The organism is Pleomorphomonas oryzae DSM 16300 (assembly GCF_000422965.1).
GTDB lineage: Bacteria > Pseudomonadota > Alphaproteobacteria > Rhizobiales > Pleomorphomonadaceae > Pleomorphomonas > Pleomorphomonas oryzae.
Map to the genome: position 1 here is coordinate 157,464 of NZ_AUHB01000003.1, position 12,457 is coordinate 169,920.

Below are 12,457 nucleotides of genomic sequence, written 5' to 3' on the forward strand. Positions count from 1 at the left end.
GGAAAGCCAATGCTCGACATCAAGTGGATTCGCGACAATCCGGAAGCCCTGAAGCACGCCTTGATGCGGCGCGGCCAGTCGGCGGACCTCGCCGAAGCCACGGCGTCGGAGGCTATCCGCCTCGATGACGCGCGCCGCGCCAACATCAAGTCGCTGCAGGAGGCGCAGGAGCGCCGCAACGCCGCTTCCAAGGAAATTGGCAAGGCCAAGGCTGGCAAAGACGAGGCGCGCGCCAGCGAGCTGATGGAAGAGGTCGCGCGCATCAAGTCGTTCATTCAGGACGGCGAGGCGAAAGAGCGCGAGCTGGATGCCGCCCTCGACGCGGCCCTGTCGGTCATTCCCAATCCGCCGCTCGACGATGTGCCTGAAGGTCCGGACGAGAGCGCCAACGTCGAGCATCATCGGTTCGGCGAGCCACGCCAGATCAACTGGGCGAAGGAGCACTTCGAGCTGGGCGAAGGGCTCGGGATGATGGATTTCGAGCGGGCCGCCAAGCTGGCCGGTGCTCGCTTCACCGTGGTGAAGAGCCATCTCGCCCGGCTTGAGCGCGCCCTTGGGCAGTTCATGATCAATCTCCACACCATCGAGCACGGCTACACCGAGGTGATTCCGCCGCTGATGGTGCGCGACGAGGTGATGTACGGTACGGGCCAGCTGCCGAAGTTCTCCGAGGACTTGTTCCGGACGACCGACGGACGCTGGCTGATCCCGACGGCCGAAGTGCCGCTCACCAATCTGGTGCGCGAGGAAATCCTTGAAGAGAAGGATCTGCCACTACGCTTCACGGCGTTGACGCCGTGTTTCCGGTCGGAAGCCGGTTCGGCCGGCCGCGACGTACGCGGCATGCTGCGCCAGCATCAGTTCAACAAGGTCGAACTCGTCTCGATCACCGCGCAGGAAAAGTCGATCGACGAGCACGAGCGCATGCTCGCCTGCGCTGAAGAGGTTCTCAAGCGGCTGGGACTCGCCTATCGCGTCGTGACGCTCTGCACCGGCGACATGGGATTCGGTAGTCGCAAGACCTACGACATCGAAGTCTGGCTGCCCGGCCAGAAGAAGTTCCGCGAGATTTCGTCCTGCTCGGTCTGTGGCGATTTCCAAGGGCGCCGCATGAACGCTCGCTACCGCCCGACCGGCGAGCCGAAGGGCACGCGTTTCGTTCATACGCTCAACGGGTCCGGCGTCGCCGTCGGCCGTGCCCTCATCGCCGTCATGGAGACCTGGCAGAACGAGGATGGCACGGTGACGGTGCCCGACGTGTTGCTGCCGCTGATGGGTGGCGTTACCCGCATAGAGAAAGCCTGAGCAGAAAGCGAAAGACCCGGCCATGCGCATCCTGATTTCCAATGATGACGGCATCCATGCGCCGGGTCTGGTGGCACTCGAGAACATAGCCCGGTCGCTGAGTGATGACGTCTGGGTCGTGGCACCGGAGACCGACCAGTCGGGGTTTGCCCATTCGCTCACGCTGCACGACCCGCTCAGGGCGAGGAAACTCGATGAGCGCCGCTTCGCGGTGCGTGGTACGCCGACCGACTGCGTCATTATGGGGGTTCGGCACCTCCTCCCCGGCCGGCCGGACCTCGTGCTGTCCGGCGTCAACGCCGGCACCAACATGGCCGACGACGTTACCTATTCCGGCACCGTCGCTTGCGCCATCGAGGCGACGCTGCTCGGCATTCCCGCCGTTGCATTGAGCCAAGCCTATGAAGATTTCGTCGGCCGCATCCCCTTCGAGACCGCCGAGGCGTTGGGTCCCGAAATTCTCAGCAAGCTGACGGGGCAGGGGATCGCCCACGGCACCTTCATCAACGTCAACTTCCCCAATTGCCCGCCGTCCGAGGTGGTCGGCATCGAGGTGACGCGTCAGGGTAACTTCGCCTACGACCATGGCATCGACGTCGAGAAACGCATCGATGCCCGCCACAAGCCTTATTATTGGCTGACCTTCCGGCGCGGCGAGATGCTGTGTGCGCAAGGAACGGACGCCTTCGCCATATCTCGCAACAAGGTTTCGGTCACCCCGCTCCGTCTCGACCTCACTGACAGCGCCGCCATGGAAAAACTGCGGGCACTGTTTTAAGCGAAACGCTTTTTCAAGGCTGTTCGTCTTACTTTTGACACCTCGATCATAAATGCAGCGTCGCAATTCATGTTTTACGGCATTGCGCGAGAGAATGGTGTCAATGAGGCCTTTCGAGCCGGATAAGGTGGCAATCGCGGAGCTGACGATGAAGCTCCGTGGTATCGGCGTCACCGATAACCGACTGCTGCGTGCCCTTGAACTCGTACCCCGTCGGATGTTCGTGGCGGCTGCTCACCAGGCGAGCGCCTATCTCGATCGTTCCTTGCCGATCGAATGCGGCCAGACCATCAACGCGCCGTCCACAGTTGCCCTGATGGTGTCCGCGCTCGCCGTTCAGCCCGATGACAAAGTGCTCGAGGTGGGCTGCGGTTCTGGCTTCCAGGCTGCGATTCTCGCTCATCTCGCCGCCCAGGTGGTGACGATGGACAGGTTCCGTAGCCTGATCGACATTGCCGAGGACCGTCTTTCTGCCTTGAAGATTACCAATGTCACGACGCTGCTCGGCGATGGGCTCGAAGGCTTTACCCGCTACGCGCCCTACAATCGTATCCTGATCGACGGAGCGATCGAAAAGGTACCCACCGCACTTCTCGATCAACTGGCCGACAAGGGGACGCTGGTCGCCCCGGTGGGGACCGGCCACACCCAAACCCTGGTGCGAATCTCTCGCGATGGTCGGCTATTTCATCGCGCTGAACTCGGCAGCATCCGGCAGTTCCCGTTGCGGGAAGGCGTGGCGCGGCGACTGTGAGTCTCGGCAACGAGGCGTGGCGCATTCACCAAAAGTGTTGAGGAAATCCGCCGTTTTCCCTGCGTTTCATGACCGTATCCGGCGTGACGCCCTGTCGCTTTAAGTCTTTGTCAACGTTACTGCGGCTTAATCATTGCAGTTGAAGTCGAGCAGGCGAGACCTGATGATCATGAGTAACCTAGCGATCTGCCGGACCTCCCGCTTCCTGGCCCAGGTTGCCGCCGTTGCCATCCTGGCCGGCTTTTCGGCCGGGTGCAGCGGCGACGTGAGCCGTTTCGGAAACGTGTTTGCCGAGACGGACAACCAGGGCCAGATCATTGGTCGCGCTGATCCGATGCCGACCGGATCTATAAACTCCCAGGCGACCTACGCGCAGCCCGCCTATGCGCAACCGGCCTACACGCAGCCGACTTACGCTGCCCCGGCCTCCACCGTGTCGTCCAGCGCTCTGCCTCCGGCTCCCGGCGCCGTCGTCAATAATGGCGCCTATGTCCGGCCGACGCAGACCGCGGCCCTGCCGTCGCCAACGGGCGTGGCTCCGGCGGCTCCTCAGCCCTGGACTCCGACGAATGGCACCGCCGTGACTGTGAAACCGGGTGATAGCGTGCAGGTGCTCGCGCGCCGCTACGGTGTCGCCGAATCGACGCTGCTTGCCGCCAACGGTCTGGTCGCTGGCGCTCAGCTGACGCCGGGTCAGAGCATCGTTATTCCGGCCTATTCGCAGCAGGGTGTCGCAGCCGTGCCGCCCTCCGCCCACGCTCCAGCTTTGGCGACCGCATCGGCTACCGCTCCCGGTCCGCAGACCCTCGGCCAGCTACCGCCGACGAAGCCTCCAGTGCCGAGGTCGGTGTCGAGCGAAGTCGCCGCCGCTGCGCCGGCCAAGCCTGCGGCTCCTCAGACCACGTCCGTCGCCATGGCGAACCCAACGTCTGCGACAGCCACCGACGCCAAGGCGGGCCTACTACCTCCGGCCGGCAACAAGCCTGCTCAGCAGGCCACCCAGCAGGTGGCGGCGCTTGCGCCGAACCAGACTCAGCCGAGCGTCAAGGACGCACCGGCGGCATCGGCGGGTGTCGAAAGCGCCGCCGACGGCAGCTTCCGCTGGCCGGTACGCGGTCGTGTGATCTCCGCTTTCGGTGTGAAGCCGGGCGGCGAACGCAACGACGGCATCAATATCGAGGTACCCGAAGGTACGCCGATCAAGGCGGCCGAGGGCGGCCAAGTGATCTACGCCGGCAATGAGCTGAAGGGCTTCGGCAATCTGGTGTTGGTGAAGCACCCGAACGGCTTCGTATCGGCTTATGCTCACGCCAGCGAGGTGTTGGTCCAGCGCGGCGACAGCATCCTGCGCGGCCAGACCATTGCCAAGGTCGGCGCTACCGGCAACGTCAGCCGGCCGCAGCTTCACTTCGAGATCCGCAACGGCAATCGTCCCGTCGATCCGCTGCCTTACCTCAGCGGCTGACGCCCGATTAACTAAGACGGCAAGTGTCTTGAACCGGCGGCTTCGACCGCCGGTTTTTTGCACGCGGCCTAACGCCAACTGCGTGGGATGATCCGCTCGTCGTCGGTCACGCAGGCCAGCGAGGCGGCTGGTGCCTGATTGTCGCGGCTGGCCAGATATGCCTTTTCGGCGCTACCGCCGCAAATCGGCTTGGCAATGACGTCAAATCCCGAGCGGCGCAGGCAGCCGCCGATATAGCGCTCCCGCAATTCGGCATTCACGTCCCGTGTGCGGCTGCTTCCGGGATAGAAGAACCCACCGGTCTCGCGGCAATATCTGCGTCCGCTGACTGGATCTTCCCGGCACTCGGTAAATCCCGGGCTGTATTCCGGTGGCCGGTACTCCGTGACCAGCGCCTGCGGGATTTTTCCCAGCGATTCGACACGGCATTGGTCGGCCACCGCCTGTCGCTCAGCGAAGGTCGATCCGGCTTTGTAGACGACCGGAACCGGTGTCGACACGCAGCCCGCGAGCAGGGCGAGTGCTCCCAACGCCACGACACGCTTCATCATTTTTTCCTCCCGCACCGGACGCCGGCGGTTACTCGCCGAGCCCGAGCCGACCGGCCAGATCTTGAACATATTGCCAGGCGACACGGCCCGACCGTGCGCCGCGCGTCCGCTCCCATTCGAGTGCCTCGGCACGGAGAACCTCGGGATCGATATTGAGTTCCAGCGCGGCGACATAGCCATGAACCATTTCGAGATAATCATCCTGCGAACAATTATGGAAGCCGACCCATAGACCGAAGCGATCCGAGAGCGACACCTTTTCCTCGACGGCTTCCCCTGGATTGATCGCGGTGGCCCGCTCATTCTCCATCATGTCACGCGGCAGCAAATGGCGTCGGTTGGAGGTGGCGTAGAACACCACATTGTCAGGGCGCCCCTCAATGCCACCCTCCAGCACCGCCTTCAGCGACTTATAGGACGTGTCCCCGTGATCGAAGGACAGATCGTCGCAGAACAGGATAAAGCGGTGGCCGCTATCACGCAGCATCTTCATCAAAACGGGCAGGCTCTCGATGTCCTCGCGGTGAATCTCGATCAGCTTGAGCGGCGTGAAGCCGGGATGGCCGACAAGGCGCTTGTTGACCTCCGCCTGCGAAGCCTTCACCAGCGATGACTTGCCCATGCCGCGCGCGCCCCAGAGAAGCACATTATTGGCCGGCAGGCCGCGGGCGAAACGCTCGGTGTTGGCGACGATCATGTCGCGGTTGCGGTCAATACCTTTGAGAAGGTCGATCTCGACACGGTTGACCCGCCGGACGGGTTGCAGCGAAATGGGATCAGCTACGAAAACGAAGGCATCGGCCGCTCCGAAATCCGGCGACTGGGGCAGGGGGGGAGCTAGCCGTTCGAGAAGGCTGGCGATGCGTTCAAGATGGACATTCAGCGTCTCGATGGCGGAATCGTTCATGTCCGTCCCCTTCCTTTTGGGCTGCGTACCGTGCGGTACTCTTGCTATCTTCTAGTCCGCCGGGCGTGCCGATGCAAACCACGCAAGGTCATTTGCGGTACGCTTTGCTGCGATTTCTGCCGGAGACTACCTAGAAGTCCATCACGAGAGCGCCCATACGTAGCTTTGGTTTGCAAAGTCCTGCGGCCTAGGTATATTCCGGCCACTTTCGAGCGGGCGGCATGCCGCCTTCTCTTCAATGCCCCTATGCCTCGTCGGTCCGGCTTTGCGGGCGGCGGCGTGCCGATGGAGTTGACTTGATGTTCGTGACCCCAGCCTATGCCCAGGCAGCCGGTGCTGCTGGCGACGCCAATTTTCTGATCCAGTTCGCGCCCTTCATCCTGATCTTCGTCATCATGTATTTCCTGCTCATTCGGCCGCAGCAGCGCAAGGCCAAGGAGCACCGGGATATGCTGAAGAATCTCCGCCGTGGTGACGTGGTGGTGATGCAGGGCGGCCTGATCGGCAAGATCGTCAAGGTCGTCGATGAGAGCGAGCTGGTACTGGATGTGGGCGACGGCACGGCCAAGGTGCAGGTGCGAGTCGCCGCCGGCCTGGTGCAGCAGCTGCGCACCAAAGGCGAGCCCGTCAAGGAAGGCAACTGACCGAACGGTCGGTACGAGAGGGAAGGCGGGCAGCCCGACTGCCCGCTTTCGGCCAATGAGGTCCGAGGCAGCAAATGCTCTATTTTTCCCGCTGGAAGGTAACCGCGATCCTCTTGACGATTTTCGTCGCGCTCGTGGTTCTGATTCCCAACTACCTGAGCTCGGACCAGATCAAGTCCTATTGGCCGTCCTGGCTTCCCGGGCGGCAGGTGGTCCTTGGCCTCGACCTCCAGGGCGGTGTCTATCTGCTCTACCAAGTCGATGTGAACGACTATAAGCAGAAGCGGCTCAAGTCGCTGGAAGGCGATATCCGTCAGGCAATGCGCGACGAGCCGCGCATCGGCTACACCGGCCTCGGCATTCAGGGCGACGTCGTCCAGATGAAGGTCCGTGATGCCGATAAGTTCGATGAAGCCGCAAAGCGCCTTCGCAATTTGCTGACGCCACTGTCGACCGGTGCGCTTGGCGGCGTTGCCGTTACCGAATTCCAACTGGACCAGGGCTCCGATGGCCTGATGCGCCTCGGGTTCTCTGAGGCCGGTCTCGATAAGCGGCTCGGCACCGTCGTTCAGCAGTCCATCGAAGTCATTCGTCGCCGCGTCGATCAGATGGGCGCTGTCGAGCCGTCGATCCAGCGCCAGGGGTCAGACCGTATCCTGGTCGAAGCGCCGGGTGAGAAGGATCCCGCCCGTCTCAAGAATATCATTGGCCGTACGGCACAGATGACCTTCCACCTCGTCGACCTCAATGTGTCGCCCGAGGAAGCGGCCAAGGGCAACCTGCCGCCCGGCGAGATTCTTCTGAAGCAGAAGGAAGCGGGCGGTATTCCGATGGTGGTCGACGAGACGCCGTTGATGACCGGCGAAGATCTCACGGACGCCCAGACGTCCTTCCAGAGCCAGACCAACGAGCCGGTGGTGTCCTTCCGTCTGTCGACGTCGGGTGCCCGCAAGTTTGCTCAGGTGACCTCCGACAACGTCGGCCGGCTGTTTGCCATCGTCCTCGACGATGAGATCATCTCCGCGCCGCGCATCAACGAGCCGATCACCCAGGGTTCCGGCCAGATCTCCGGCCACTTCACGGTGGAAACGGCCAACGATCTTGCTGTGCTGCTCCGCGCCGGCGCGTTGCCGGCCAAGCTGTCGGTCGCCGAAGAGCGCACTGTCGGTCCGGGCCTTGGCGCCGACTCGATCGCCGCCGGCGAGCGCGCCGCGATGATCGGTACGGTCGCCGTCGTCATCTTCATGCTGGCGGCCTATGGCCTGTTCGGGGTGTTTGCCAACGTTGCTCTGGTGGTGAACCTGATCCTGATCATGGCGATCATCACCATCCTGCAGGCGACGCTGACGCTGCCCGGTATCGCCGGTATCGTGCTCACCATGGGTATGGCGGTGGACAGCAACGTGCTGATCTACGAGCGCATCCGAGAAGAGCAGCGGCTTGGCCGGTCGCCAGTTTCTGCCATTGATGCCGGGTTCCGTCGCGCTTTCGGCACTATCCTCGACGCCAACATCACAACGCTGATCGCTGCCATCGTACTGTTCCAGATGGGCTCCGGTCCGGTGAAGGGCTTCGCGGTGACCCACGTAATCGGCATCGTCACCACCATGTTCACGGCCATCACCTTCACCCGTTTGGTGGTGGCGACCTGGGTCCGCTATCGGCGGCCGTCCGTCGTTCCGCTCTGATCCGGACCCTGAGGCTCCATCATGCGCCTGCTTCGCCTATTTCCCGACGACACCAAGATCCCTTTCATGAAGTGGAGGAAGTGGAGCTTCCTCTTTTCCGGCATTGCGTCGGTGCTCTGCTTCGTGGTCCTCTATACCCACGGCATGAACACCGGCATCGATTTCCAGGGCGGCACGCTCATGGAAATTCAGACCAAGTCTGGCCCTGCCGATCTCGAGGGTATCCGCCATACCCTTGATGGGCTCAAACTTGGCGAGGTGCAGGTACAGTCGTTTGGTGCCGATAATGACGTGCTGATCCGCATCGTCCGCCAGAATGGTGGCGACGAGGCGCAAACGGCCGTGGTTGACAAGGTGCAGGCCGCCTTCGGCGACAGCGTCGACTATCGCCGCACGGAAGTGGTCGGCCCGCGCGTTTCCGGCGAACTGGCTCAGAACGGCATCCTCGGCATCATCTCGGCGCTGGGCCTGATCATGGTCTACGTCTGGTTCCGGTTCGAATGGCAATATTCGCTCGGCGCGGTGATCGCCACGCTGCACGACGTTGTGCTGACCATCGGCTTCTTCGCGGTCAGTCAGGTTGAGTTCAACCTGTCATCGATCGCCGCCATCCTGACTATCGTCGGCTATTCGCTGAATGATACCGTCGTCGTGTACGACCGAATCCGCGAGATGCGGCGTAAGTACAAGCGTCTCAACCTCGTCGTCCTCCTGGATCTCGCCATCAACCAGACGCTGACCCGGACGACCAACACCGCGCTCACCACCCTTATCGCGCTTTCCGCGCTGGTGATCTTCGGTGGGGAAGTGATCCGCTCGTTCACCGCCTCGATGCTGTTCGGCGTGGTGATCGGCACTTACTCGTCGATCTTCATCGCCGCCCCGGTTCTGATCTTCCTTGACCCGCAATTGGCCGGCGACAAATCGGCGAAAAAAGTCGAGGATGACAGCGAAGAGGCCGCCGAACCGGCGTGAGTTCGGACGTGTCTTCAACGCCGGAGCGCCGCCGATGAAGCTGTTCGGACCACGAGGCCGACCTCTGGAACGCCTCGAACAGCACCTGCCCGAGCAGGTGCCGGTAGAAGCCTACGGCAACGGCGGCTTCCGTTTTGGCGGCATGTCTCACCGCGGATCGATTCTGATTCTGCCGTCCGGCGTTCATGGCTGGGCGGCCGTTGCACCGTCCGACATCACCGGCGAGAGCCTCGCTCTGGTTCTGGCCGAGGTCGCCAGCCTCGACATGTTGTTGATCGGCACGGGCAATGACCTCGTCCCAGTCAAGCGGAGTGTCGCCGAAGCTCTGCGCGAACAGGGACTCAAGCACGAAGCGATGTCGACCGGGGCGGCGGTTCGATTGTTCAACGTCATGCTCGGCGAGCGCCGCCGGTTCGCCGCAGCCCTCCTGGCGGTCGACTGATGACGCCCGCGCGCCTCGACGACGCCTACCGCTATTGCGAAGACCTCGTGCACGATCATGATCGTGACCGCTGGTTGGCTGACGGACTTCTGCCTGAGACGAAACGCCGGCATGCCCTAGCTGTCCACGCCTTTTCCTACGAGGCGGCCCGCATCCGCGAGACCATTCACGAGGCGATGCCGGGCGAAATTCGGCTGCAATGGTGGGTCGATGCCATCGAGGGCGAAGCGCGGGGTGACGTTGCCGGCCATCCGGTGGCTGCGGCGTTGATCGATACGATCCGGCGCTTCTCGCTGCGTCGTTCGGGTTTTGTCAATCTCCTGGAAGCGCGCCGCTTCGATCTCTACGACGACGCCATGCCGACGCTCAACGACCTCGAGGGCTACGCCGGAGAAACGGCGTCGGTGCTGTTCCTTGAAATCGCACAGATCCTTTGCGACGGCGCGGATCCCAAAGCGGCCGACGCTGCCGGTCATGCTGGGGTCGCTTACGCTTTGACCGGATTGATGCGGGCGCTGCCGATCCATGCGCGACGCAATCAGGTCTATCTACCCGCCGATCTTCTGAAGGCAGCCGGGATTGATCCGGACGATGTCCGCCAGGGTCATAAGGCGGAAGAACTGGCGGGGGTTCTCGAAGGTCTCAGAAGCCACGTCGCCGGTCATCTCGAAAAGGCGCTCGCTGCCTTGACGGGAACGGACGCACGCGCCAAGCCGGCCTTTCTGCCGCTCGCCTTCATTCCGTCCTATCTCAAAGCGCTGGCCAAGAGGCCGCCCTACGGACCGGTGGCCGAAATCGGTGCCTGGCAAAAGCCGTTGCTTCTGTGGCGCTTTGGACGGCGGCTTTAACCGCGCGCACTGGCCTCGATGAGGCCGACCAAGCCTTTCAGCATGTCGATCGGCTCCGGCGGACATCCGGGGATGACGAGATCGACCGGAATGACGTTCGATACGGCACCGACGACCGCGTAACTCTTGCCGAACACCCCGCAGCCGGCCGCGCAGTCGCCGATCGCCACCACCCATTTGGGCGCAGGCGTTGCCGCATAAGTGCGCTCAAGTCCCTCGCGCATATTGGCCGTCACTGGCCCGGTTACCATCAGCACGTCGGCGTGGCGAGGCGAAGCGACGAAGCGCAGGCCGAAACGCTCCACGTCATAATAACTGTTGTTGAGGGCGTGGATTTCCAACTCGCAGCCATTGCACGAGCCGGCATCGACCTCACGGATCGATAAGCTGCGGCCAAGCCGCGCTTTTGCGGCGACGCCGAGTCGCTCGGCCAGCGCTTCAATTTCGGCATCGGCGATGGTCGGCGCCCCTTCCGTCACCGGCCGGCGAAAAAGCCCTTCAAGCAGCATTCTACGCATGGTCGGTCGTCCGCTTCAAAGGTCGTGTCCGGAATAGGAACAGTTGAAAGACTTGTTGCAGAGCGGGAAGTCGGCGACGATGTTGCCCTCGATCGCTGCTTCCAGGAGCGGCCAATGGAAGACCGAGGGGTCGCGTACGGTGCCCCGTAGCACGTGGCCAGTCTCGTCGGTCCTGAGCCAGACCAGGATGTCGCCCCGAAAGCCCTCGACCATGGCGAGCCCCTCACTGGCGCTATCGCGTGGTTCGTTGGCAAGACCGCCGGCCTGCGGCACCTTCCGCTCGCGGAGTGCCGGCGCCAGTGGGTAGGCAATCGGTCCGGCTGGCAACCGGTCGACGATCTGCTCGATCAGCTCCAGGCTTTCATAGACCTCGTCGATGCGCACCCAGATGCGGGCATCGACGTCGCCGTCCTCCCGCTTGATCATCTTGAAGTCGAGATCGCCGTAGGGAGGATAGCCAGGCGCCTTACGGGCATCGAAGGCGCGCCCAGAGGCGCGGCCGACCGGCCCACCAGCACCGAAACGGCGGGCGAGTTCGGGCAGAAGGCGCCCCGTCGAGACGGTGCGATTCTGCAGCGATGCTGTATTGTCGTAGAGTTCGACCAGCCGCGGAAAGCGCTGCCGAATATGCATTGTCAGCGCCAAGATCGGTGCGGCATCGTGAAGATCGGTGGCGATACCACCCGGCACGATGCAATCCATCATCAACCGGTGGCCGAAGGCGATCTTGGTTGCCCTCAATACCTCTTCGCGCAGCATGCCGCAGTGAGCAAGCATGAGCGCGAAGGCGGCGTCGTTGCAGATGGCGCCGATGTCGCCGAGATGGTTGGCAAGCCGTTCGAGTTCGGCCATCAGTGCACGAAGCCAGACCGCCCGTTGCGGCACGGCGACACCAAGGGCTGCCTCGGCGGCTCGCGCGAAAGCGAGGGAATAGGCCACCGTACTGTCGCCGGAAACACGGGCGACCACCTTCGCCGCGGCCTCCAGCGTCGTGTTGATAAGCAACCCCTCGATGCCTTTGTGGACGTAACCGAGCCGTTCCTCCAACCGCACGACGATCTCGCCATTGGCGGAAAAGCGGAAATGGCCTGGTTCGATGATGCCGGCGTGTACTGGGCCGACGGCAATCTGATGCAGCGGCGGCCCTTCGGCCTTCAGGAAGGGGTAGGTGGCTCCGTCGGCCGATGCCGGGGCACTGGAGCCAAGCGGCGCGCGAACGCCCCAGCGATCATGATCGAGCCAGCGTCGGTCGTCCGGCATGCCCTCCGGAATGAGGCCATAGAGATCGACAATTTTTCGCTCGAGGCGCTGGGCCGGCGGATGCGTAAGGCCGACCGACGGAAAGCGGCCGTCGGACGCCAGGAGCGTCAGTACCATCAGCGAGCCGTCGTCGTCGTCGAGCAAGGCCATATGGACGGCGCCCGGCTCAGCCCAGAGGCCGGATAGCGTGGCGTTGCCGGCGGCAACCGCCAGCGTTGCCTGCCGCCATGTATCGGCGTCGACGGTAATGCGCGGCCAGGGCTTCTGCTCTTCGACGGTCAGGGCGGCGTTGAGAAGGGCGGTGCGGAGCGTGCTCATGATT

The 12,457-nt window shown here is 63.0% G+C and carries 13 protein-coding genes; 9 read left to right on the plus strand and 4 right to left on the minus strand.

Going from position 1 to position 12,457, the window contains the following annotated elements:
* Window positions 1-9 precede the first annotated feature (9 nt).
* From serS to G522_RS0105950, 4 genes are all read left to right on the plus strand, one after another.
* Window positions 10-1,305, plus strand: coding sequence for a serine--tRNA ligase (gene serS, locus G522_RS0105935; RefSeq protein WP_026790254.1), 1,296 nt, complete (start codon window positions 10-12; stop codon window positions 1,303-1,305).
* Window positions 1,306-1,327: 22 nt separating this feature from the next.
* Window positions 1,328-2,083 carry a 5'/3'-nucleotidase SurE gene (gene surE, locus G522_RS0105940; RefSeq protein ID WP_026790255.1) on the plus strand — a complete coding sequence of 252 codons (756 nt, stop codon included), beginning with the start codon at window positions 1,328-1,330 and terminating at the stop codon, window positions 2,081-2,083.
* Between the two features lie 103 nt (window positions 2,084-2,186).
* The gene (locus G522_RS0105945; protein WP_036838310.1) at window positions 2,187-2,837 is read left to right on the plus strand and encodes a protein-L-isoaspartate(D-aspartate) O-methyltransferase; all 651 of its coding nucleotides are present in this window, start codon (window positions 2,187-2,189) and stop codon (window positions 2,835-2,837) included.
* 169 nt (window positions 2,838-3,006) lie between these two features.
* Entirely contained in the window at window positions 3,007-4,302 is a 1,296-nt protein-coding gene (locus G522_RS0105950) for a M23 family metallopeptidase (protein ID WP_026790257.1), read from the plus strand.
* A 68-nt stretch (window positions 4,303-4,370) separates the two neighbouring features.
* Here the strand turns inward: G522_RS0105950 and G522_RS25780 are convergent, their stop codons facing one another.
* The gene (locus G522_RS25780; RefSeq protein ID WP_156886846.1) at window positions 4,371-4,853 is read right to left on the minus strand and encodes a hypothetical protein; all 483 of its coding nucleotides are present in this window, start codon (window positions 4,851-4,853) and stop codon (window positions 4,371-4,373) included.
* A 28-nt stretch (window positions 4,854-4,881) separates the two neighbouring features.
* Entirely contained in the window at window positions 4,882-5,760 is an 879-nt protein-coding gene (locus tag G522_RS0105960; RefSeq protein WP_026790258.1) for an ATP-binding protein, read from the minus strand.
* A 299-nt stretch (window positions 5,761-6,059) separates the two neighbouring features.
* Between G522_RS0105960 and yajC the strand changes: the two genes are divergently transcribed.
* The 5 genes from yajC (at window position 6,060) to G522_RS0105985 (ending at window position 10,357) form a co-directional block, all read left to right on the plus strand.
* On the plus strand, window positions 6,060-6,404 hold the full coding sequence (gene yajC / locus G522_RS0105965; RefSeq protein ID WP_026790259.1) for a preprotein translocase subunit YajC: 345 nt from the start codon (window positions 6,060-6,062) through the stop codon (window positions 6,402-6,404).
* Between the two features lie 74 nt (window positions 6,405-6,478).
* Window positions 6,479-8,092, plus strand: coding sequence for a protein translocase subunit SecD (secD, locus tag G522_RS0105970; RefSeq protein WP_026790260.1), 1,614 nt, complete (start codon window positions 6,479-6,481; stop codon window positions 8,090-8,092).
* Window positions 8,093-8,113: 21 nt separating this feature from the next.
* Window positions 8,114-9,067, plus strand: a complete 954-nt coding sequence (gene secF / locus G522_RS25785; RefSeq protein ID WP_051228370.1) for a protein translocase subunit SecF — start codon at window positions 8,114-8,116, stop codon at window positions 9,065-9,067.
* A gap of 34 nt (window positions 9,068-9,101) precedes the next feature.
* Window positions 9,102-9,509, plus strand: coding sequence for an Mth938-like domain-containing protein (locus G522_RS0105980; protein ID WP_051228371.1), 408 nt, complete (start codon window positions 9,102-9,104; stop codon window positions 9,507-9,509).
* Window positions 9,509-10,357: a phytoene/squalene synthase family protein gene (locus G522_RS0105985; RefSeq protein ID WP_036838313.1), complete on the plus strand. Its 849-nt coding sequence runs from the start codon at window positions 9,509-9,511 to the stop codon at window positions 10,355-10,357. The genes G522_RS0105980 and G522_RS0105985 overlap by 1 nt, the downstream gene beginning before the upstream one ends.
* Here the strand turns inward: G522_RS0105985 and G522_RS0105990 are convergent.
* Both G522_RS0105990 and G522_RS0105995 read right to left on the minus strand, forming a co-directional pair.
* On the minus strand, window positions 10,354-10,875 hold the full coding sequence (locus tag G522_RS0105990; RefSeq protein ID WP_026790263.1) for an NADH-quinone oxidoreductase subunit B family protein: 522 nt from the start codon (window positions 10,873-10,875) through the stop codon (window positions 10,354-10,356). The two genes, G522_RS0105985 and G522_RS0105990, sit on opposite strands and share 4 nt — an antisense overlap.
* Before the next feature lie 15 nt (window positions 10,876-10,890).
* Window positions 10,891-12,453 (minus strand): hydrogenase large subunit, encoded by a 1,563-nt coding sequence (locus G522_RS0105995; protein WP_026790264.1) that lies wholly within the window; start codon window positions 12,451-12,453, stop codon window positions 10,891-10,893.
* Window positions 12,454-12,457: the final 4 nt, after the last annotated feature.